The organism is Pseudomonas fluorescens group sp. PF-69, from assembly GCF_054481235.1.
Map to the genome: position 1 here is coordinate 5,899,213 of NZ_JBTMNC010000001.1, position 22,286 is coordinate 5,921,498.

Sequence of the window (22,286 nt, forward strand, 5' to 3'; positions counted from 1 at the left end):
CCCCTGAATCAACTGATCTTGTTCACCGGCCGGTAATCACCCGATAAAAACACTCCTACCGGATTCTTGGGCCGATACGTGGCCACGGTCGTTACGCGCTGCTGCACGCTGTCATCGATGCATTCCTCGCCGAACGTTTTAGTGCCGACGGGCCGAAAATACCGGGCGTTGAGCAAGCGGTAGGTTCCACCGAGGAAATCACTGTAGGAGTCGGTGATATCAGGCAGGGTTTTGGGCTGCCGGGGAATTTTCATCGGGTCCAGCTCCAACCCGCAGTCCATGGCCTTGTTGGCCATCCAGCGCAGCGGGATATCCGACAGCGTATTGTCGGTATAGCCGCCGCCCACGTTGGCATGGGCCCCACAGAACCACAGCTGCTCCATGACCTGATTGGGCTTGGCGATCGGGTCCCACAGCGTGCATTCGTAATTTTCCCGATGCTCATCGATGGCCACGGCATGGAAGGCATTGCGCACAATCCCGCTGAGCTCCGTGTCGTGAAATTCGTAATATTTGTGGTTGAACCACTCGGCCGATTTGAACGGAACACCCAACGCCCCGACCGTGTCCCAGACGCCCAGGAAGTGGATCTCGATTTCCCGCGAGTAACTTTGTCGAAAGTACTGGGCGTTTTCGGTGTCGGCACTGGAGTCGCGGGTGCGGTACAGGCTGTAGGCCTCATCGATACGATTGAGGTGTCGTTTGGTCAGCAACCCGACGTTTCGAATCAGCCCCACCAGGCTTCGCGCCGAATAAGCGCCGCGACTGAAGCCGATGATGTACACCTGATCACCGTCTTCGTAACTCTTGGCCAGGGCCAGGTAACCCTCCTTGATCTTCTTCGACAGGCCCACCCCGAATGCCCCGCCTTCAAGTTTGTCGTACCAATCGGTGCCCACACCGGCGATGTACACCGCATGCTGGACCGTGCCGTCCTTGTGCGCGGGCAGGATCGCATCATGCAATTTAACGACGTTGGTGCTGGAGTCGCCGTCGATTTCCGGCGCCTGATCCGGCAGGTTCCAGGTACCGTCAAAGGCGATGATGATTTTTTTTGGCATGACTATCTCCCTTCAGTAACGGGCATTGCTTGATCGCTGCGTTGCGGCGCAACCATGCGAAACCGGATGTTGATGTCGTCGGAAACCACACCGCTGGCGAACTCCCCTTCGCCGATGTTGAAATCACTGCGTTTAAGCGTTAACTGACCGTCGAAGATGCCGATGGCGTTCTCCGCCTTCAGCAGAACCGGCACCACCACCTCCCGTGTTTGCCCCCGGAGCGTGAGGTGACCGGTGATCTGATAGCGGTTGTTGCCCAGGTCTTTGGCGCCGTTCGACTCAAACATCGCCTGCGGATAAACCGCCGTATCGAACCAGGCGGTTTTCTTCAATTCGCTGTTGGCGTCGCTGCTGCCGGCATCGATGCTGTCGAGCTCGATGATCAACCTGGCATGGGCCGATTCGGGCCTGTCCGTGTCGAAATAGAGGGTGCCTTCAAACCTGGCAAAGGTGCCATACACGCTCGACCCCATCTGGTCATAGGTAAAGCTGATGGTACTGGCCGTGGTGTTGACATCGGCGTACTCCGCCGCCTCGGCGACGGACTGCACGCCCGCCGCAAAGATGGCCGCCAGGAGGGTGAAACGAGGCAATCGAAAGTTCATGGAACGCTCCGGGCCAGAGCCTCCTCAGGGGTTGAGGTGGCCAGCGCACGCCTGCCGGCAACAGAAGGACTAAAGCAAAGAACGGCGCTTTATTCCACCTCATACCCGCTGTGGCGGATCGCCAGCATTCGCGATGCGCCAGACGTCAGGCGTATTCCTGACATACCTACACCAACCGCTCAATCTTCTGATGCTTCCACACCTGTTTGTAGTACAGCGTCTGCAACGCCAGCATCCCCAGGTACGCCAGCGGAAACGCCATCCACACCCCCGGCAGCCCGAACCGCGCATCCAGCACGTACGCCGCCGGCAACTGCACGCCGACCACGCACACAATGGAAATCCCCACCGGCACCATCACCGTGCCACTGGCGCGCATGATGCCTCCAATGACCGCCTGGAAGCCGAACACCAGCAGGCTCCAGAGCATGATGTGCAACAGGTGTTTGGCCATGGTTCGCGTCGCCTCTTCGGTGAGGAACAGGCCCAGCAACCAGTGCGACAGCACATAACTCAACACCACCAGGCCGCCGGTCAGGCACAGGCTGATCATCAGCCCCGTGCGCAAAATCGAGCCGATGCGTTCGATGCGCCCTGCCCCAATCGCCTGCGCGCCGAGGATCGACGCCGCGATCGCAATCGACAGCGCCGGGAACTGCACGTAATTGACGATCTGCGTCACCGCGCCATACGCCGCCGTCGCCTGGGAACCGTGCTGGTTCACCAGCGCCAGGATTACCAGCTCCGACAGCGACAACACCACCATCTGCAACCCGGTCGGCAAGCCGATGCGCAGCACCTTGCCGAGGATCGCCCAGTCCAGCTTCATCGCCGCGAAAAACTCCCGGTCCGGCGCCAACGGATGCCCCCTGCGAATCAGGCGCCACGCCAGCCAGCCCATCGCCGCCAGGTTACTGACCAACCCGGCAAACGCCGCACTCTGAATCCCCATCGGCGGCAACCCCACCCAGCCGCGAATCAACGCCGGCGTCAGCGCCAACCCGATACAGGTCGAGACCACCAGCGCCAGCAGCGGCGACAAGGTATCGCTCACCCCGCGCAGCAACTGGGTGAACAGCACGAACACCAGCAGCGTCGGCATGAACCACAACATCACATGGGCATACGCCACCGCATCGTCCAGCACATCCGCCGGCGTCCCCAACCCCACCAGCGACGCCCGCGCAAACACACTCCCCACCACCGCCGCGACCAGACCGATCAACAAGCCCAACGACAAGGTCGACCCGGCAATGGCCTTCACCAAATGCTTCTCCCGCGCGCCCCAGGCCTGCCCGATCAACACCCCCGCCCCCGCGCCGAGGCCGATGATCAGGGCGATGAAGAAAAACACGATGGGGAACATGCCGGACACGGCGGCCAGGGCCTGGGTGCCGAGCATTTGGCCAATGTAAATGCTGTTGACGGTGCCGGACATGGCCTGAAGGAAATTCGACAGGACCATGGGGGCGAGAAACAGGAGGTAGGTTTTCCAGAGGGGGCGTTGGGGTTGGGTGGGGGTTTGCATGGGGTGGAGGTCCATCTCGACGGCGTGAGGATTGATAGGGATAGCTTCGGTGAGTTACGCGTAAGGGGCAACGAACATTTCGGGGTTGGGTTTGGATTTCTGGCACTGGGGGGAAAAGTCTGAGGTTTTGTCGTCGAGGGTCCTACAAAAAGCTCGGAATGGCTCACCTCCCGCGCGGATACCATGCCGCTTATAGTCTGCGCCGTCGCCCACATGGCGATTCGGGTTTGGCGACCTGACAGCAGACGGGCGTTGGTTTCGTTTTATCTGGGCCAAAAAAGCAGGCCGTCGTTGCGGGTCGCCAGGGTGAAAATGCCCCCGGTTCTTGAACAAGGCCAAGTATCTGCATAGTCTTGCCGGGCGTTTCCATCGATAGCCATTAGCGGCTATTGATCGTCGACTGGGAAGTGGGGCTGCGATCGACCTGTGCTCGAGGTATCGACCTACTGTTATGAGGGACGACCGTTCAATGAGGAAACATGCATTCAGCAAAGATGAACTCAAGCAAGTGGCAGTCCAGACCGATGCTGCTGATGTGCCTTCTTTATCTGCTGGCTCCGAGCACCGTCGCTGCGCTGGAAACGCGTGAGACGATGACGATCCTGGCAGAGGATGCAGCCCCGCCATGGTCGAAGCATGACGGCACGGGTTACGCCAATGACGTAGTGGTCGCCGCCTTCAAGGAAATGGCGGTCGACGTTCAGCTCAAAGTCGTACCTTACGCCCGTTGCAAGTACATGGTGCTCAATGGCACGAACATGGCTTGCTTCAACATGAGTTGGTCGCCCGAATTCGAGGGCAAGGTCAAACTGGCCGCGCAACCCATCTATACGGTTAACAATGACATTTTCGAACAGGTGAACGCGCCCTTGCCCAAGCCAAGCAAAGGCACATGCACCTTGCCGCCCGGCACGGTAGTGGGCTCGGTCAGAGACTACGAGTACTCGACCCAAGCCACAGCGCTACGGTCCTCGGGAATAGTGTTTGAGAGCGCCGAATCTGATGGGCAGAACCTTCAGAAGCTCGCTGCTCGCCGCCTGTCTGCCGCCTTGATAGTGACCAGTGACCTGGAAGCAAAAGAGCAGAAGGCCAAACTGGCGGGCACAGAAGACGCTGTTCGGTTTGCCTTCAGTTGTGGGGTGGTGACCGCGACCATAGGCTTTAGCCTGACTCACCCTGACGGATTGCGGGCATTGAAGATCTATGAGGAAGGCTATCGGCGTATACAGGCTAACGGCGTGCTCGAGCAAATCCATATCCGCAGGTTCCCCTCGCAACCTGTCGTTGATTGATGACGGGAAAATGGGGACGGATCTATTTCTTCACTGCACGATATAAAGCCGTCACCATTTTTCCCCCTGATTCCCTAAACATATCTGATTGGCTGCATTTGGCTGTTTGCTGCGCGTCGCGAGAAGCGGAAACGCCCCTTATCTACCGGTCTGCATTGGCTAAAATCGACTGTCTCTGCCAATCATGGTTACCAAGCGTGCCGGTCAAATGCAAACAGGCAGTCGCGTGGATTACAACTTCGCAGTGTCCCTCAAAAGGCACCTTAGGCAGACACGTCACTATCCCTCAGTCTCAGCTAAGTATTGCCTTGTATCTTTTCTTTCACGCAAGTACAGCGTCGCTTGCCCTGGTGCACAGCTTGCCCTGAAACTAAATATACGTTCCCGCAAACAATTTGATTTCAAGTTACATGGCGAAGTGATACGAAGAATAAATGGCCATGCGATGTTTTGCTCCAGTTTCAAATCAATGATCGTGTGTACTCAGCGCCAATAGCGACTCTTGTTAAATAGCGTTTTTATTTTGTTTTGACGTTTTTTTGACCTTTCGCTGTGCAACCTGCGCCCGCCCATAACATCGCGGTACAGCTTGCTGGTTGTCTCCATGCATGACTCATGGCTGATTCCTCTGCGTGATACTCATATACCCTTACCTCATCAGGAGCGTGTTTTCTTAATGAGCACCCATATCAATCTAAACAAACTGCCGGAAATAACCCTGGCTTTCTGGGTTATGAAAATCTGTGCCACCACCCTTGGCGAAACCGCCGGTGATCTGCTGTCCATGACCCTGAATGTGGGCTACGCCATGAGTTCGTTGATCCTGATCAGCGCCTTTCTGGTGACGCTTGGCTTGCAGCTGTTTTCCAAGAATCATAATCCGGTGCTGTACTGGATCGTGATTCTTTCCACCAGTACCGCGGGCACGACAATGTCGGACTTTATGGACCGCACCCTCGGCCTGGGTTATGCCTCGGGCTCGCTGATTCTGATTAGCCTGCTGATCACGATTTTCGCGGTTTGGCGCCTGAGCGAAAAAAGCCTGTCGGTGGACAGCATCCACACCACTAAGGGTGAGTTGTTCTACTGGGCCGCCATTCTGATTTCCAACACTCTGGGTACGGCGCTGGGTGACTATTTGGCGGATGACTCCGGCCTGGGCTTTGCCGGTGGCGCACTGCTGATTGGTTCGGCGATTATTGCCGTGGTGCTGGCCAGGTTTTACACCCGTATCTCCGGTGTCCTGCTGTTCTGGGTGGCATTTGTCCTCACCCGTCCGTTCGGTGCAACCCTCGGCGACTTCCTGACCAAGCCCCATGAAAAAGGCGGCCTGGACTTTGGCACCGTAGGTTCCTCGTTGGTACTTGCCGCGGTCTTGGTAGTCCTGGTGGCCTTCGCCGCAAAAGCCCGCCGAGTGGAAGAAGTGTACGGTTAACGCCCAGTATGCGTAGACCGTTACCGGGTGAGAGGCTATAGCGATAACTTTACCTTGGTAACTGACCAGAGAGCCCGCAAACGCGGGCTTTCTGCTTTCGGCGTCAATTGGCGCAACACACGTCTGCAAGTTGTACGGGCGCCCTTTATGACACTGGGAGCGTCTGAACGAACCCTCATTTTTTAGGACATTGAATGACTGCATTTGGCCGATTGTGTTGAAAAAGTCGGTCCTTCCAGACTGTCCACGTATTGACTGCTGAAAATGCCTTTTTTGCGCGCAGCTACGCGAAATCTGAGTACGGAATCCTCTGTTCAATGTAAAGATTTCAATCTCAAGCGCGTACTTTTCTACCGTGGAAATCAGGGCCGACTTTTTCAACAGAATCGGCCAGAAGCGGTCATAGGATGCCTATAAAAACCAGGCCATTCACGCGCCTTTCAGGCCAGCGAAAGATCAATGGCGGCTGCCAGCAGGCATCGGACATCCGCCGCGCTGGTCGTGTCTCGAAGTGCATCGTTGATCGAGTAAAGCCAACGCGCGTGAGGTCTGCGATAATGACGACCACTGCGGCGCGATGGCATATCGAGTGCTCGTGCCACCATCCGCTATTCGGGTTTGGAGGACTCCATGCGTGACATTATTGACGGCTTTCTGCGCTTTCAGCGCGAGGTTTATCCGCAACGCGTCGAGCTTTTCAAGCAGCTCGCGACGACACAAAATCCGAAGGCGTTATTCGTCACCTGCTCAGACAGTCGTGTTGTGCCCGAACTCCTTACACAGCGCGAACCGGGCGAACTGTTCGTGATTCGCAACGCCGGCAACATTGTGCCGTCGTATGGTCCAGAACCCGGCGGCGTCTCGGCCACCGTCGAATATGCGGTCGCAGTACTCGGCGTACAGGACATCGTGATCTGCGGTCACTCAGACTGCGGAGCGATGGGCGCGATTTCACGTTGCACGTGTCTGGATCATCTTCCGGCGGTTGCTAACTGGCTACGTCACTCGGACGCCGCGAAAGCGATTAACGCGGCGCATGAGTTCGACACGCCCCGCGCGAAACTCGATGGCCTCGTGCGCGAAAACGTGATCGCGCAACTGGCGAATCTGCGTACGCATCCATCGGTGGCTCTCGCGCTCGAGCAGGGGCGCATGAATCTGCACGGCTGGGTCTACGACATCGAGGCGGGGTGCATCGATGCGCTGGATGGCGCGACACGACAGTTCGTTTCACTTGCTGACTCGCCGACCACCGTGGCGATCGCTGCGCGCAACGGCAGACAGATGTAATGGCGACAGACAAGTGAGGGTGGCCGCATTACTTCCGGTCCTTCGTGAATGTCTGTTTTAGAGCGATTCTGTTGAAAAAGTCGGTTTTTCAGGAAGCGTGACACTGAACTTGGCCTTCAACTGAGAACCTATTCACCACTGTTAAGTGGCTTTTCGGTCCTTCGTTGACCGTTGCTGCTTTGTCAGTGGGTTTATTTGAGGGTTTTTGCTTGTAACAGGCGTACCTATCCTGTGGCGGGTGGCCCTTGAGCTGTAAGTTTGGCCAGTCGACGCAGGTTCTGTACCGCTGCCGCCAGCGTGAACTCATCGGTGGCGCCACTCATGCCACGTAATCGCAAGCGATCCAGTTTCAAGATGCGCTTGAGGTGGGCGAACAACATTTCGACCTTCTTGCGTTCGTGACGAGAGCACACATATTCCGGCGTCCCTGCGATGCGGCGAGCCACATCACGAGCCGCTTCGTGAACGCTGCGGGCGATCTTACGAAACGCAGTGTTCGGGCAGCACTTGGCTTTCATCGGACACATCGCGCAGTCGGTTTGCCTAGATCGGAAGTTGACCGTGTTGGCTTTCGTGACGTGTGAGCGCAGGTTCTTGAAAGCACGCCATTCGCTACGTAATTTCTTACCAGCAGGACAGCGATACTCCTCAGCGTCTTTGTTCCAGTGGAAGTCGCTGATCGAAAAACTGTCGTCCTTGCGTTCTGTTTTATCCCAGACCGGCACATGTGGCTCGATATCTTTCTCTTCTACCATCCAGGCCAGCATCGGTGCTGTGCCGTAAGCGGTGTCACCGATTAAGCGATCCGGTTTGATGTCGAACAACTCTTCGACTCGATCAATCATGGTTTTGGTGCTCTCGACCTCAGCCGTTCGATGAGCCGGTGTCGGTTCTACGTCCATGATCACGCCATGCTCGACATCAATCAGGTAGTTCGTGGAGTAGGCAAAAAAGGCTGGGCCGCCCGGGGCGGCCGTCCAACGGGATAAAGGATCAGTCAGCGATAAGCGCTTGGGAAGTGCTTCAGCCAGCGCCTCTTCATCGAGTGCTTCGAGGTACTCACGGACGGCACGTGTGCTGAGCGATGGGTCGCTCCAGTTAGCCTCTTCATTACCAGGTACGCCGCGCTGCCGACTCGCATCTGCCTTGATGATGCTGGCGTCCACGGCAAAGCCTTCGCCCTTGACCAGGCCCGCGTCCATGCAGCGACGCAGCACTTCATTAAACAACCAGCGAAACAGATCGCTGTCCCGGAAACGGCCGTGTCGATTCTTGGAAAACGTCGAGTGATTGGGTACTTCATCCTCAAGACTCAACCGGCAGAACCAGCGATACGCCAGGTTCAAATGGGCCTCTTCGCACAACCGCCGTTCGGAGCGAATGCCATAGCAATAGCCCACGACCAGCATGCGGATCATCAGTTCAGGATCAATCGAAGGACGCCCAATCGGGCTATAGAAATCGGCGAGGTAATGGCGCATGTCGCTAAGATCGAGACACCGATCAATGCTGCGCAGAAGGTGATTAGCTGGGATGTGATCTTCGAGGTTGAACGAGTAAAACAGTCGATCCTGTCCACTCGATAACTGTCCCATCATGCTGCGTACCCTCCCGCCTGCCGATAAGCGTATTTTGCCGCAGGCCAAACAGGAGAGATACTTTTTCAACAGAATCGAGCAATAGCTGCCCTTCATGATCGGCAGCTATTGGCGACAAGCAGCACCTGCCAACACCAACCTGCAGCGAGTGTCGGCAATGGGTCGCACTACTTCGAAACCACCAGCGCCGGTGGCTGCCAGCTGCCTTCGCCAGCGGGAAGAATCGAAGGCGGTGCGGTCTTCGGCCAGTAGAGACGCATCACCAGATAGACCGTATCGTCAGGCGCCGGCAGCCAGTTGCTTTCCTTTGCCTTGCCGGGGGAGTCCTTCTGGATGTACAGCGTCAGTGAGCCATCCGCGTTTTTCTTCATGGCCGGCAGCATCGGCGAATTGATCAGGTAACGGTTGAGCGGGTTGTTGATCAGCAGCTGGCTCTTGCCGTCGTACAGGGTCACCGACCAAAAGGCATTCACTGGCGGCAGCTTGCCCGCCGGGAAGGTCAGCGTGTAATTGCGCTTGCTGGTATCCAGCGTCTGGCCTTTACCGTCGGTGCGGGTATAGGGGTACATCGCCTCAACGGCGTCATTGCCGTAAAGGCCGCCCTTCGCGGCGCCGGCACGCATCAGCCAGTCGCCCTTGTAGAACGCCTGGTCGCCAAAGAACGCGCCGACGTTCCAGCCGTTGATGTTTTTCATGCCGCTCGAGAGAAACTTGTCAACCTTCTCATCGCCAGCTTTCATCCCCAGCAGGACCACCGCCTTGTGTTCGAGCGAGAGGTCTTTGAATTCGAAACGCCGGCCGGGGCCTACACCGATGCTGGCCAGCTTCGACCGAATCGCCTTGTCGTCGGCCGAAGGCGGCACATACTCCAACGCGGCCGACAGGTACTCGAAGAAATTGTCCTTGATACCAGCCGTGGTGGCCGGTACGAAATCAATCTTCGGGGCCGCGACCGGCGCTGGTTGATGGAGGAAGGCTGAAAGCGGCTGGACCTTGTAACCCGCCTGAACCTTCTCGACATTGGGCATGTCGGCTGGATTGAACAACTGGGTCCGGATCAGCGTCAGCGCGAAGGGAGTCGTGGAGTTGAACACTTTATCGATGCCAGGCGGTGTCGCCCCTTTCCAATCGGGGCCTGCAATCAGATAGCTCCCGGGGGCACTTGCAGTTGCCCGGCTGCCGATGTAGCCGTAGTTATAGGTGTTGCCGTCGATTAGCTGCACCGAGTAGTAGCGCTTTTTGGAGACGGCCGGCACGGTGATCACGAGGGGCTCTGCGCGCAGGTCGGTCCAGAGTATCGAGTAGGGGGTGTCGCTGTTTGGCGTAATGACGGCAGTATCAGCGGGTGTCGCGACCCGATGCTCGTTGTGCAGTTGATTGAAGGGGGCCTTGAACTGGCTGGATTTGGTGTCCACCGCGAACTCGTTCATCACGGCGTAGTTCATGACCAGCGGCAAGCCGTAAATAAAGCCTTCCTCGGCGATCGCCTTGGTCTGCTCGAGACTCGGCGCGGGTACGCCCTTGGCCACGTCCGCCTTGTCTGCCTGTGCGATGGGGTCGTTCTTGCTCGCACACCCCGTGAAAAGCGTTGAACCCACCACGACGAGTGCCGCAGCCATTGTCCAGCCCCGGTTAGACTTCCTGTTCATTTTCACCTCGTTTGTTCTGAGCAACGTTTTGCTGTCGACTGGCATGCACCACCCAGACCGCGCCCCAACTGAAACTCTGGTTGTCTCTTTACCTGGCGACTGAGTAACTCCTGCGACGAAGCGCCAACTCACCCGCCCCGGGAGTGTAGATCACAATAAGCCAGCATCCCCTTGCGCAGCCAAGATCGTGCCCGTTATCTGTAAGCCTTGTCGCCAGGACCACTACGAGATGATGTTCAAATTCCGTTAGGTAACACGCACGATATAAATCCGCCCCCATTTCAGTCATTTAAGATGGCCACGCTGGTTTGCCGGCATGACACGAAATGAAAATCCCGGTCTAGTGCTGGTTTTTAGATTATGCGCGGGACTCGTAAGGAATGAGGGCTACCAGATCAGTATCGCCTACGTCGACACCAGCTTGTGACAGCAAAGTAGTAGCCTGGCCTCGGTGATGAGTCTGGTGGTTGAAGAAATGCATGACCAAGCCATAAAAGCTCTTGTCAGCGGGAGCTCCTTTCATGCTTGTGTAATTGAGGGTGTAATCTAAATCTGACTCTGTAATGGCGCGAGACCACTCGACAATTACCTGATCGAGCCAAACGCGATATGTCGAAAGTTCTCGGATATTTGAGAGCAGGAACTGGTCGAGGCTTTGGGGGGCAGGAAGCTGTCGAATCGGCTCCAGAGCCAAGTAATTCGCTGGGTGTTGGGCAAATCGCTTTAGCCAGATTGTGTCCCCGACCACCAGGTGGTTTAACGTCCCGAGAATAGAACCAAAGAATGCTTTCCTGTCCACTGACAGCTCTTCATCTGTCAGACTTCTGGCCGCTTCATAAACCTTTGCGTTCATCCTGTCGTTATAGATCGCCATCAGGCAGATATGGTCGATGCGGCCCATCGTGTTCATCCTTTGAATGAGTACTTGACAAGCGATCCACGCTCATTTGGGGGCCATTCTAGAGCAGGGCTTTTTAAATCGCCCCTGATTTCGCAGGCTCATCTCCCTGACGAAAATGGAGACGACGAAAATGGGGACGGATCTATTTATTCACTATGTTCTTTCACTGCACTATATAAATCAGTCCCCATTGTTTCCCTGGATCCGACGTGCGACTCGTTGCAGCCCAACGGTTCATGATGGACCGCTTTCCGTACCGCTCCCTTACGTAATCACTGACCAGATCATCCCCCGATGGTTTCTGGCCGACATGGACGACGCCGAGACCAGCCTGTCCGGCGCCTCGACGCTGCCCAGGGGCCGATTGCGAGTGGATGTGCCAAGCCCGCTGGCCAGCATGATTCTGGTCCCCGCATTGTCTGGGTTTTACAGGCGATACCCGGACATTCAGATCGACATGGGCGTCAGCGACCGTATCGTGGACATGATCGGTGAGAACGTCGATTGCGTGGTGCGCGGCGGCGAGATAAAGGATCAGTCGTTAATGGCCCGGAAGGTAGGCGACCTCCAGCTTGGCGTTTTTGCAGCGCCGAGCTACCTGGCACGCGTCGGAATCCCAGCGCATCCGCGGGAGCTGGAAGATTCGCCGCATCGTATCGTCGGTTTCTTGTGGGCGCGCACCGGTAAAGCCGTGCCCTATGCTCTGCACAACCACGCTGAGCGTATCCAGATCAAAGGTCGCTACGCGCTGGCAGTCGACGATGGCAACGCCTACCTCGCAGCCGGCCTGGCCGGGCTGGGTGTTCTTTGGCTGCCGAAGTACATGTCCAACACCTTCGAAGCACGCGGCGAATTGGTGCCCCTGTTCGAGAACTGGAGCCTCGATCCGATGCCCATCTACGTGGCATTTCCCCCGAACCGGCATATCAGCATCAAACTGCGCGTGTTCATCGATTGGGTCGCTGAGTTGATGGGCAGGCTTTAAACCGTCAATTTCCGGCTGAATTTGGTTTCCATCACAATATGCGACGCGGTGTGCGCCACGCCTTTGATCATGTTGATCCGGGTAAGCTCGGCATTGAGTTCACTCAGCGTCGACGTGGCGAGATGGATGATGAAGTCGGATTCGCCCGAGACCGCATACACCGCCTGCACCGCATCCATCTTGCGAAGCGAGGTCATGACATCGGTATAACTCTTGTTGGTGCAGGAGGTCATGGTGAAACAGTTGATTGTCTGCTGGAGTCTGTTCTGGTCGATGCGCACGCTGTAACCGGTAATGACCCCGGCCTTTTCCAGGCGGGCGATGCGTTCTTGCACCGAAGAGCGTGAGACCTCGAGTTTACGTGCCAATGATGCCGTGGGCTCGCGGGCGTTGGCCTGCAGCAGGCCAAGCAACTGCCGGTCCTTATCAGTCAGGTTAAACAACGGACCGGGATTCTGCGCATCCATCAACACTGCCTTGACCTCACTGTGGTTTTCAGTTTTTTTGACTCGCCCTGCGTTGCGAACGCGTTTCCTGAAACTTGTCCATCATTTTCAGACCGGCATATACCGTTTGCGCCGCAGCCGGGCCGAGCGGGCCGCCATTCCATTCCAGGCCGTAGGCATCGAAAAGACGGTAGCGATGGGTCTCGCCGCAAATGGCTTCGGCAATGACGCGCCCGCCGATAGGGGCCGTGTTCATACCATGGCCACCAAATGATGTACATGCCCATAGCCCCTTCCCGAGAGGGCCGATGTGAGGCATCTTGTGCCGCGCATAACCCATCAGTCCCGACCAGGCTTTTTCGATCTTGATGCCGCGCAATTGCGGATACACGTCGAGAATGTCTTCCGTCAGCAACTGCCCCAGGCGCTTTTCGTCCTGCAGGTTCCTGGTGGTGATACGACCGCCCCAGAGCAGTCGGTCACCTTCGACGATTCGGTAATAGTCTGAGGCCCGGCGATTATCACCCACGGCATCGGTGGTGCCTACCGCATCGGCCAGGCGCTCGCCCAAGTGTTCAGTCAGCACCGCGTAGGTCGCAATGGGCAGAAAGGCGCGGCGTAATTTACCGAACTCGGGGCCGCCATAACCGCCGCAGCAATACACCACGTTGGCGCAATCGACAGTGCCCCGGTCAGTGATGACTCGGTGTCGCCCGTTTCGGCTCTCGACACGGCTCATGGGCGACTGTTCGTAAATCTTTGCGCCGTTGCGTTCAATCAGCCGGCCCAGGCCCAAGCAATAGTTCAAGGGATGGAAGTGAAATCCATGGGTATCGCGCAGAGCCTGGAAATACCGCTCCGTCTTGAGTTTTTCACGCACGGCCTGGCGATCCAGGTAGTCGAGGTGGAAGTCGAAATCCGTCGCCATCCTGTCGCGCAAACGCTTGAGATTATCGCCATCCTCGTAGCGAACCACGCTCAATTTTCCAGGCGTTGGCGAGCAACCTGGCAGTTGATGACGGGCGATCATGTCGCGAACAGTGTCGACTCCTTCAAGCGACAGTTTGAACAGGGCGGCGGCTGTCGCTTTTCCGCAGCGCCGCTCGATGGATGACAATCCTTCGGACCAGCCCTGAAGGACGAAGCCACCGTTACGGCCGGAGGCTCCCCAGGCAACTCGGCCTGCCTCGAGCAGCACCACGGACTTTCCTCGTGAGACCAGCTCCCAGGCCGTGCTCAGCCCCGCCAGGCCGGCGCCGATGACGCACACATCGGCCTGGACATTGCCTGACAGCGCCGCGCGCTCAGCCGTGTCGTTCATCGTGGCGGTGTAGTAATTGTTGTTATACGTGTACATGAAGTCCCCTGTCCTTCTTCGCGGCGCAGTCATGCAGGGCGCCGCGTTTGGAACGGGCGCCTGCAGTGATTGGGTTTATTGCACTGGAATTTATTGCACCCGGATTTATTGCACCTGGGTGAGATCGGCGCCGTACCACTTCTCGGAAAGTTGCTTGAGCGTTCCGTCGGCTTTCATCTGCGCAATGGCCTTGCTCAATTCGCTATTGAACGCCTCATCGCCTTTATCCACGGCGATGGCCAGCGGTTCGTAGTAAGCGGGTTTGCCTTCCACGCGTACGATGGGATAGCCATTCTTGACGGCCGCGACAACAGTTGGAAGCGCGGACAGGGTGGCGTTCAGTCGGACCCCGTTGCCCATACGCAAATCATCCAGAGGGCCCATGCTGTCGCCATACGTCTTCACCTCGCCGGGTGTGACGTCGTAGGTGAACGCCGGCACATCGGCGGCGTCGATCTTGAGCCGGCGATTGATATAGTCCTCCGACGTGGTGCCTGCTTCGACGCCGATGATCTTGTCGTTCAGGTCCGCCGCCTTTGCCCCGGCTGCATCCTTGTGCACGGCGAATACATAGGGCGTGTAGTAGTAGATCGCGGGGAAGTCGAGGACTCGGGAGCGCTCGGTGGTTGGCGTCATCGAACCGACCGACAAGTCCCAGCGATTCGACCAGCGCCCTGCGGTGATGATCCCGTATTCCGGGGTGACGAAGTCGACCTTGCTACCCAGGCGGCGACCGATTTCGGTGGCAACATCGATATCAAAACCTTGCAACTTGTTGTCCGGCCCCAGGAACGATTGTGGTGGCCAGTTGGCGGCCGTGGCCACTTTGATCACCTTGGTTTCATGGATGCGGTCGAGGGTCGAGCCCGCCCAGGCGGCGCCCGAGCTGATCGTGACGGCTGTGGCGATAGCCGCTGTGGTGAAGAAGCGAGTGATCGAGATCATGAGTAAGCCTCCAGGTAGTTGAGTGCAGGTCTTTGTTGTTTTTATCGATGACGTTGGACGGTGTGACGATGCTTCTCAGTGGCTGAGAATCTGTGACAGAAACTCTCGGGCGCGTTCATGCTGCGGGTTCTCAAAAAACTCATTGGGTTTGGCCTGCTCGACGATACAACCCTGATCCATGAAGATGATCCGGTCGGCGACCCGCCGGGCAAACCCCATCTCGTGGGTGACGCACACCATCGTGATGCCGTCCTGAGCCAGTTCGCCCATGACATCCAGCACTTCCTTGACCATTTCGGGATCAAGTGCCGAGGTGGGTTCGTCGAACAGCAAGATGCGTGGTCGCATGCAGAGGGCTCGAGCGATGGCAACGCGTTGCTGCTGACCGCCGGAGAGCTGGCTGGGGTACTTGTCGGCCTGGTTCCCGATCCGCACTCGATCCAGGTACTCGTAGGCCAGTTGGCGAGCCTGCGACTCATCGAGCCTGCTCACCAGGCGCGGCCCCAGCATCAGGTTCTCCAGCACCGTCATGTGCGGAAAAAGATTGAACTGTTGGAAGACCATGCCGACCTGACGCCGGATGCTGGCCACGCAGGCGGCATTGCGGGTCAACTCGATTCCGTCGATGAACACTTTGCCTTTCTGGAAGTCTTCCAGCAGATTCAGGCAGCGAATCAATGTCGACTTTCCGGAACCCGATGGACCGCAGACGACCACGATTTCGCCGCTGGAAATGTGCAGGTCGATCCCCTTGAGCACATGAAAATCGCCATACCATTTTTGCATCTCGTGAATTGAAATGGCGGGATACGGGGCAGTGACTGCTGAAGCTGACGGCTGATTCATCGTAAGGCTCCTGATTCAGCGGTGGGCGCGATTGAAGTGCTTTTCCAGACGCGACTGAACGGTTTCCAGCACGATCGACAGCAGCCAATACAGCACGGCTGCGGTGATGAGCATTTCCAGGTGACGGAACTCGGCGCGTCCTTGTGTTCGCGCCAGGAACATCAGTTCCCAGACGCCGATCACGGACACCAGTGAGCTGTCCTTGAGCATCGAGATGAACTGGTTGCCAGTCGGCGGAATGATCAGGCGCATGGACTGCGGAAGAATGACCCGGGTCATTGTTTGAAATGGATTCAGGCCAATCGCCCGGGAGGCTTCCCACTGACCCCGCGGGATGCTGCTGATCCCCGCACGGAAGATCTCCGTCATGTAGGCGCCGTAGCAAAGCGAGAGCGCCAGAATCCCTGCCGGCACGGCACCGACCACGTAGCCGAGCTGAGGAATGCCCAGGTAAATGAGATAGATCTGGATGAGCAGCGGAACACCTCGGAAAAACGAGGTGTAGAAGCTCGCGATGGCAATGGCGAAACCGTTGGAAGATAAACGGGCCGTCGCTCCCAGCAATGCCAGGACAAACGCAATGGCAATGGAAATCGCGGACACGTAGACGGTGGTGAAAACCCCTTGGGTAATCATGAAGCCGACTTTGGTCGCGATGAAGCTGTAAGAAAGATTGAAGGTGTCGAAGAATAAAAGGAACAGCACCAGCAATTCGCACCAGACCGTAATGATCTGCGCCCGCAAGGGAAACCGCCCAAGGATGAACAGATTCAGCACGGCCGTGATGGTGAAGGTCCCCCCGACGGCGATGTCACGCGCCAGAGGAGTTTTCAGGTCGAGAACGATTGGCCCCATCAACGTGGAAAGACGGCCTTCACCTACACCGCAGACCAGCGTGATGATGAAAATGACTGCAGCGACTACCCCCATGAACAGGGCGCTGTCAGTCATGCGCGCCTTGACGATATGGTCTTTGTACATGGCTTACGCTCCTTAGGGGTGTCCCTTTGTTGTAAGCCAATTATGAGTGTGCGAAATGCCGGGCGGGACCCTGCAGAATATTGGATTTATCGGTTTTTTCCGGCATATCGGTGGTTATGACCCTGACATCTGCTCAGGACTCCCGGCCATTCTGACGGCAAGGCTTTTTTGAATGGCGCCCGAGCGCCATAAAGGAGGACCTGGATCTTATCGATCGCTGAAAGGCCTTTATCTACTGCGCACGCCTCCGGCGTGAATACACGCTTCTCTGTATTACTGAACGGAATCATTAAGTTATTGAGTAGTCATACCCTGGGTTAAACGCTGTCCAAACGAAACTTTCGGGCAGCCAACCGTCTCATCCCCCTGACCTTTAGGACATGCAAATGAATCGCGCAGTAATGATGATCCTGGCCATTTCCAGCTCGCTCTTGCTGGCAGGCTGCGGCCCTCACTGGGATGATGGAGAAAGGTATGGCCGATATCACGATCATCGCCGCGGATACGACCAAAGGGATGACTCTGATCAGGGTTATGACCATCGCGACCATGACCGCGATAGTCGTCATTACCGTTATCGCGATCGTGACGACAGAGACGACTGATACATCCATCGAATATGGGGACCATCGAATATGGGGACGGATCTATTTTTTCCTATATGAATCCGTCCCCATTATTCAGAGCTTAGTTAACCTGTCTGGCATCGGGGAACTTCCACGTGCCACTGAGAACTTCCGCTTTTGGCCGATACAATCGCACGGTGTAATTCCAGCCTTTCATGGTCGGCAAGCAATTGGCAGTCTTCAAGTCACAGCCACCGAACTGAATGGTGATCGAACCGTCATCCGATTTTTTCGCCGTCAGATTGTTCAGCGTGTAGGCATTGGCGGCGTTCTTTTCGAAGTACCCTTCAGCGTTGTAGAGGCTAACTGACCAGAAGCCATCGACGGGAACATCTTTCACCGTGAGGCGATACACCGCTTCCCCATCATTGTTGGCCGGAGTCACGTTCAGGTAGGTCGCGTCCTTGTCCGGGTTACCGCCCCAAGCGGCAGCAGAGCCCACCAGGTGGCGCACGGGATCTACGTCGGCCCGAGTGCCAAACGCCTTCCTGAAGTCGGGAATAGTTGAAGACAGCACCAGCAGCGCATCACGGACTTTCTTCTGGCTACCGGCATCCCATAGCGGCAGCTCCAGCGCGCCGGGATCCTTTTGGCTCACGCTGATAGCGTCCTGTAACGCGTGGACCTGTTTGACGTCATCCGGGCTGTTGGGGTCGACCAGCGTGCGGATCGCAGTGATCACGTAACGCGTGCCAACGCCTTCGCGGGTAAGGGTGTGCGTGCCAGCACCGTAGAAAACATTCGGGGTGTAGTGGTCTTCGTTGATGATTTGCAGCGCCATGAAGCGCTTGCCGGGATCGGGCAGTGTAATCGTTACCGGGCCCGCATCGAGGTCGAAAACCCCCGAGCTGTAAAGTGTGTCTCGATTGAGCCGTATGACGGTCTGGTGCTCGATGTCGGCTGCTTCACGACGATGAAGCAGCTTGCCGAGGCCACCCTGTTCCGCCAGTGAGCCGATGTACAGGTCTGACTCCGCCCTTACGAAATTATCAACCGTCACCGGCGTTGCGCCTGGCTTGGGCAGCGGCTCCTCGGCATATGCACAGGCCATGCAGGTGAAGGTGGTGCACGCGAAAAAAGTGAACAATGCTTTCTGCTTCATACGAATCCTTTCAGCTAGCCGAGAGATAGTGTCGAACCGGTTAATCGCTTCGACACTATAGTCTGGCGTCGAAAGGATATCCGCTCTTGACCGTTAGCTGCGTTCGGGACCGGCTGATGGGCGTCCTCATCACTCATTACTCGCAGGTTAGCGCGTGGCGCTTGCCAATGCTGTTCGCGGTGGCTATTGCCGTGGTGTCGCTGGCGGGGCTTCGGTAACGCCTGTAGATGATGAGTAATTTGCGTCATCAGCTAACGAAGTATTCGATAGCATACCCTCAGTTATTCAGGAGCCTGGAACCATGGACCCGAACACGATGCTGGCTTTTACCCTGGTCGCCGCGATTGCCATCGCCAGCCCCGGGCCTGCGACATTAATGGCGATCAACAACAGTCTCGCCCATGGACAACGCAGCGCGATATGGTCCTCGCTGGGCAATGCCACTGGCCTGTTCTGCCTGTCGGGGGCTGCAATGCTGGGGTTGGGGGCGCTGCTTGCCAGCTCCGAAGGGTTGTTCAACATGGTGAAGATTGTTGGCGCCGGGTATCTGTTCTACCTGGGGGTGAGGCAGTTGCTCAATAAGACGCCGCTGCTGGCTAATGGCATTCACGAGGGCCCGAGCCGCAGACCCACACGACTAAAACTGTACAGGTCGGCGTTTTTTACCGCGCTCTCCAACCCCAAGGCGACTCTGTTTTTTACGGCGTTATTCCCGCAGTTCATCGATCAAGGCGCAGCCCTGTTCCCACAATTCATGATCCTGACCGCGATTTTCATGGCGCTTTCAGTGTCGTCGTTGAGCCTGTATGCCGCGCTGGCCTCACGTGCCAAGGGCCTGCTGGTACGACCCGAGTTGGCCCGCTGGGTTAGCCGGGTGGTGGGAGTCACGTTCATCGGATTTGGCACTGCGATTCTCGCTATACGCAGGCAGACGGCCTGAGACTTGAGTATTGGTGAAACCGCTTTTTGACACGCCGCTACGTGAGATCTGCGTCTGGAAGACTCTGCCGAAAGTGAAGATTTCAATCTCGGAGGTGTACTTTTTAGTTGCGCAAACCATGGCCGACTTTTTCAACAGCATCGGCCGTTAGCTGACTTTCAAGGAAGATGGGGCCGTATGTGTTTTTTCACTGCACTATATAAATCCGCCCCCATTATTCTTGCAACCTGACGCTAAAAAATGCACGAAATCGATCGTCAGGCGATACCCTTCAGTTTTTCTTCTTGATTAATTTATTGATGTAGTACTTCAGGCTCAAACGATCTTTAGGCCTTGGTTTGTAGTGGGTTTTGTTTCTTTGTGTGGGATCGATCGCCATGGTTGCGGCGGTGTAGTAGTAAAGCGCTATAGACCTGCGGGTGATGTGCTCTGGAGTCGTCAAAGGTTCCGGGTGTCCATGATTGCTGTCTTTGTCTGTGTTGAAAATGACGCAGCGATTGTAAACAGGCAGAACTTTCTTAAGACAGGTCTTCATGCCGACATCCCAAAGCTCCAGGTTGCCTCCGTATTCTTCTCGCCAGTCTTCATTCAGATAAATGATGACATTCAGTCTGCGCTCGATGTTCAGCTTTTTGTTGAGCCTGAAGTCCGAGTGCACGCCCAGGAAACCACCGCTTTTCGTTTCATGCAGGCCACCACCGGTAAAGTAGGGGTCGGGTATCAAGCCGTGAATGCCTGTGAGCTTTTCAAGAAACTGCAACATGGGCGCCGAGTTAAAGGCGTTGAAAACAGTTTTCAAGAAAGGGTCGCATTCGTTGGGGTTGATTTGGCGCTTTAGTTGACCTTTATAGCCGCGCTCGTAGAGCATTTCATTGTTGGTCGGTTCGCTTGGGAAGTGCGAGCAGATACGCGAAATCAGCTCTTCATGCAAGAAATTGTCGATGACTATGTGCGGAAATGGCGTAGCCTTAACATAGTGACTGATCAGTGAGTCGCCAAAGGCGCTGGCAGCGTTTTGGTCGAAATCAAGCTCCGGTGACAGGGTGATAGGTAGTGCTTGAGTGATGGGTGCCATTACCGCTCCAATAACTTGACATATAGACTTGTGGGTGACTTGAAACAACCTTGAACACGCTGCGTCTGCTCGTAGCTTAGATCCTTCTGTCACCCTTGTTCAGGCGATTAAGGATGTTGTTGTACATTTTGGTTCGTCTATGAGTCTTGTCATAGCCGCCAGCTGCTGCGACGGTGCCGGCCTGAATATGATCCAGATAGCTGAATATTTTACGCGGCGATAACATTTCTACGACATAGCCAAGCTCGGTCATGCGGTCTTGGAGAGTGTATCCTGGTACACGCTCATCCATGGAAAAATGCATGTCATGTTGCTTGACAAGTTTGCAGTTCCACAATGTACAGAAACTTTTCAAGTAGACTTCCCTGTACGGCTTTGGTTCTCTTGAGCGTAATCCAACGGACATTTTCAGGCGTCTGTAATGATGTTTGAACAGTCGTGAGCTAAAGCGCCAAAGCGTTCTCGCGGTACCACGATTGATTTGTTCAACACAACCTACGGCGACGACTTTCGGGTTTTTCAAGCACTTGCTCAACATCATTGGGAAAACATTTTTGTCGAAAACAAATGTATCCGTGTGCATCAGAAATAAATAATCAGTTTCAACTCGCTGTAAAACCAGGTCCAGTGCCTTGCCATGTGCGATGTGACCAATTTCCGGTCCAGGAGCAGAGCGCTCGATTAAATTGATCCAATCGAGACTTCGTAAGTACTCAGTACTTTCATCAGCGGAATTGTTGTCAACCACCCATATTGGGACGTTGTCATTACCTAGGTGTTGGTGCAATAAATCCAGGCATATCTTGGTGATTTCGGGCGTTTTGTAATTCACTATGACAATGCTGAAGGATTTGTAACTCTCAGCTGGAAAGACTGGATTTTTCATTGTTCATGTGCCCATTAGTGCTGTATTTATTTTTAGACGTAATTGAACCTGTATCCAGCTTTTGCTTGTTCTTCCGCGGAAAACCTTGCGCCGCTACAGAGCCCAGTTTGTCAGGTCGCTTTGCCATGCACAATAATCGTGGTTCACCCAGACTTGAAGGAGAGCAGCAGAAGCGGACTGCATCCTATAAGAATCTGCTCTACAGGTAATGACCCATGAATTAATTCGTTACAACTTTAGACCACATCAGTGATTCCGTCTCGATTGTAGACACTGGCGGGGGCTGCTCCTGGCCCGTTTATCTGCCTTCCAAAAAACCGTTTTGACTCAATCCAGGCACTCGCTAAAAGACGCAGCACGCTTCCCAGCCCCCTTTACTCATTCGCTCGACGGAACCTGGTGCTCCTCTGTCAAAGACATGAACGACCAGCCTTCAGCTTCCCCCTCATTCAAAAAGCGAAACCCATCGCGGCTCAATCGCCCCCTCTTGCACTTCCAGCAACGCCAACGTCACCGGTAACTTGAACCGCCGTGGCCCCGCGCTGCCTGGATTGAGGAACAGCCGTTCACCACGCCATTCGATGCGTGGCTTAAGGGAATGGCCGGTCATCACCAGCCTTGTGCCGGCATCGAGCACTGCCGGGACGTCGGCCATGTCGTGGACCAGCAGGGTGTGCCAGCCATCTGCACAAGTGAATGCCTGCCAGGATGACACAAGGTAACTTGGACAGGCACCGC

General features: G+C 55.9%; 19 protein-coding genes and 2 pseudogenes. 6 read left to right on the forward strand and 15 right to left on the reverse strand.

Annotation, left to right across the window (positions count from 1 at the left end):
- Window positions 1-8: 8 nt before the first annotated feature.
- From ACX3YF_RS27495 to ACX3YF_RS27505, 3 genes are all read right to left on the reverse strand, one after another.
- Window positions 9-1,061 (reverse strand): DUF2235 domain-containing protein, encoded by a 1,053-nt coding sequence (locus ACX3YF_RS27495; RefSeq protein ID WP_288099346.1) that lies wholly within the window; start codon window positions 1,059-1,061, stop codon window positions 9-11.
- A gap of 2 nt (window positions 1,062-1,063) precedes the next feature.
- Window positions 1,064-1,666, reverse strand: coding sequence for a YceI family protein (locus ACX3YF_RS27500; protein WP_458974650.1), 603 nt, complete (start codon window positions 1,664-1,666; stop codon window positions 1,064-1,066).
- 166 nt (window positions 1,667-1,832) lie between these two features.
- On the reverse strand, window positions 1,833-3,194 hold the full coding sequence (locus ACX3YF_RS27505) for an MATE family efflux transporter (RefSeq protein ID WP_458974651.1): 1,362 nt from the start codon (window positions 3,192-3,194) through the stop codon (window positions 1,833-1,835).
- A gap of 479 nt (window positions 3,195-3,673) precedes the next feature.
- On the opposite strand from ACX3YF_RS27505, the gene ACX3YF_RS27510 reads away from it, so the two are divergent.
- The 3 genes from ACX3YF_RS27510 to ACX3YF_RS27520 all read left to right on the forward strand — a co-directional run bounded on the left by ACX3YF_RS27510 (window position 3,674) and on the right by ACX3YF_RS27520 (window position 7,211).
- Window positions 3,674-4,486 carry a type 2 periplasmic-binding domain-containing protein gene (locus tag ACX3YF_RS27510; protein WP_130211641.1) on the forward strand — a complete coding sequence of 271 codons (813 nt, stop codon included), beginning with the start codon at window positions 3,674-3,676 and terminating at the stop codon, window positions 4,484-4,486.
- Window positions 4,487-5,162: 676 nt separating this feature from the next.
- Window positions 5,163-5,921, forward strand: coding sequence for a COG4705 family protein (locus tag ACX3YF_RS27515; protein ID WP_196585082.1), 759 nt, complete (start codon window positions 5,163-5,165; stop codon window positions 5,919-5,921).
- Window positions 5,922-6,551: 630 nt separating this feature from the next.
- Window positions 6,552-7,211: a carbonic anhydrase gene (locus ACX3YF_RS27520; protein WP_103406840.1), complete on the forward strand. Its 660-nt coding sequence runs from the start codon at window positions 6,552-6,554 to the stop codon at window positions 7,209-7,211.
- A gap of 224 nt (window positions 7,212-7,435) precedes the next feature.
- Here the strand turns inward: ACX3YF_RS27520 and ACX3YF_RS27525 are convergent, their stop codons facing one another.
- The 3 genes from ACX3YF_RS27525 to ACX3YF_RS27535 form a co-directional block, all read right to left on the reverse strand.
- Window positions 7,436-8,809: a transposase gene (locus tag ACX3YF_RS27525; RefSeq protein WP_458974874.1), complete on the reverse strand. Its 1,374-nt coding sequence runs from the start codon at window positions 8,807-8,809 to the stop codon at window positions 7,436-7,438.
- Window positions 8,810-8,976: 167 nt separating this feature from the next.
- A complete protein-coding gene (locus tag ACX3YF_RS27530) occupies window positions 8,977-10,428 on the reverse strand; it encodes a DUF1254 domain-containing protein (RefSeq protein WP_458946330.1) in 1,452 nt (483 codons plus the stop codon).
- Window positions 10,429-10,816: 388 nt separating this feature from the next.
- On the reverse strand, window positions 10,817-11,359 hold the full coding sequence (locus tag ACX3YF_RS27535) for a DinB family protein (RefSeq protein WP_458974652.1): 543 nt from the start codon (window positions 11,357-11,359) through the stop codon (window positions 10,817-10,819).
- Between the two features lie 301 nt (window positions 11,360-11,660).
- On the opposite strand from ACX3YF_RS27535, the pseudogene ACX3YF_RS27540 reads away from it, so the two are divergent.
- Window positions 11,661-12,344, forward strand: a pseudogene (locus tag ACX3YF_RS27540) (LysR substrate-binding domain-containing protein); the annotation flags it as partial.
- Here the strand turns inward: ACX3YF_RS27540 and ACX3YF_RS27545 are convergent.
- From ACX3YF_RS27545 to ACX3YF_RS27565, 5 genes are all read right to left on the reverse strand, one after another.
- Window positions 12,341-12,811 carry an Lrp/AsnC family transcriptional regulator gene (locus ACX3YF_RS27545; RefSeq protein ID WP_130211579.1) on the reverse strand — a complete coding sequence of 157 codons (471 nt, stop codon included), beginning with the start codon at window positions 12,809-12,811 and terminating at the stop codon, window positions 12,341-12,343. The pseudogene ACX3YF_RS27540 and the gene ACX3YF_RS27545 overlap by 4 nt on opposite strands.
- 28 nt (window positions 12,812-12,839) lie before the next feature.
- Window positions 12,840-14,147 (reverse strand): NAD(P)/FAD-dependent oxidoreductase, encoded by a 1,308-nt coding sequence (locus ACX3YF_RS27550; RefSeq protein ID WP_448646354.1) that lies wholly within the window; start codon window positions 14,145-14,147, stop codon window positions 12,840-12,842.
- A gap of 105 nt (window positions 14,148-14,252) precedes the next feature.
- Window positions 14,253-15,092, reverse strand: a complete 840-nt coding sequence (locus ACX3YF_RS27555) for a transporter substrate-binding domain-containing protein (RefSeq protein WP_047527816.1) — start codon at window positions 15,090-15,092, stop codon at window positions 14,253-14,255.
- Between the two features lie 75 nt (window positions 15,093-15,167).
- Window positions 15,168-15,938 (reverse strand): amino acid ABC transporter ATP-binding protein, encoded by a 771-nt coding sequence (locus ACX3YF_RS27560; RefSeq protein ID WP_130211582.1) that lies wholly within the window; start codon window positions 15,936-15,938, stop codon window positions 15,168-15,170.
- A 15-nt stretch (window positions 15,939-15,953) separates the two neighbouring features.
- Complete coding sequence (locus ACX3YF_RS27565) at window positions 15,954-16,919, reverse strand: amino acid ABC transporter permease (RefSeq protein WP_448646353.1); 966 nt, start codon at window positions 16,917-16,919, stop codon at window positions 15,954-15,956.
- Between the two features lie 386 nt (window positions 16,920-17,305).
- On the opposite strand from ACX3YF_RS27565, the gene ACX3YF_RS27570 reads away from it, so the two are divergent.
- Complete coding sequence (locus tag ACX3YF_RS27570; RefSeq protein WP_448646352.1) at window positions 17,306-17,524, forward strand: hypothetical protein; 219 nt, start codon at window positions 17,306-17,308, stop codon at window positions 17,522-17,524.
- Window positions 17,525-17,606: 82 nt separating this feature from the next.
- Here ACX3YF_RS27570 and ACX3YF_RS27575 read toward each other — a convergent pair whose 3' ends face one another.
- On the reverse strand, window positions 17,607-18,647 hold the full coding sequence (locus ACX3YF_RS27575; RefSeq protein WP_448646351.1) for a DUF1254 domain-containing protein: 1,041 nt from the start codon (window positions 18,645-18,647) through the stop codon (window positions 17,607-17,609).
- 301 nt (window positions 18,648-18,948) lie between these two features.
- Here ACX3YF_RS27575 and ACX3YF_RS27580 point away from each other — a divergent pair, with 301 nt between their 5' ends.
- Window positions 18,949-19,587, forward strand: a complete 639-nt coding sequence (locus ACX3YF_RS27580) for a LysE family translocator (protein WP_458974653.1) — start codon at window positions 18,949-18,951, stop codon at window positions 19,585-19,587.
- A 271-nt stretch (window positions 19,588-19,858) separates the two neighbouring features.
- Here ACX3YF_RS27580 and ACX3YF_RS27585 read toward each other — a convergent pair whose 3' ends face one another.
- From ACX3YF_RS27585 to ACX3YF_RS27595, 3 genes and pseudogenes are all read right to left on the reverse strand, one after another.
- A complete protein-coding gene (locus ACX3YF_RS27585; protein ID WP_458974654.1) occupies window positions 19,859-20,662 on the reverse strand; it encodes a 2OG-Fe(II) oxygenase in 804 nt (267 codons plus the stop codon).
- A 76-nt stretch (window positions 20,663-20,738) separates the two neighbouring features.
- A complete protein-coding gene (locus ACX3YF_RS27590; protein WP_130211569.1) occupies window positions 20,739-21,548 on the reverse strand; it encodes a glycosyltransferase in 810 nt (269 codons plus the stop codon).
- A gap of 445 nt (window positions 21,549-21,993) precedes the next feature.
- A pseudogene (locus tag ACX3YF_RS27595) lies at window positions 21,994-22,233 on the reverse strand (metallophosphoesterase family protein); the annotation flags it as partial.
- Window positions 22,234-22,286 lie beyond the last annotated feature (53 nt).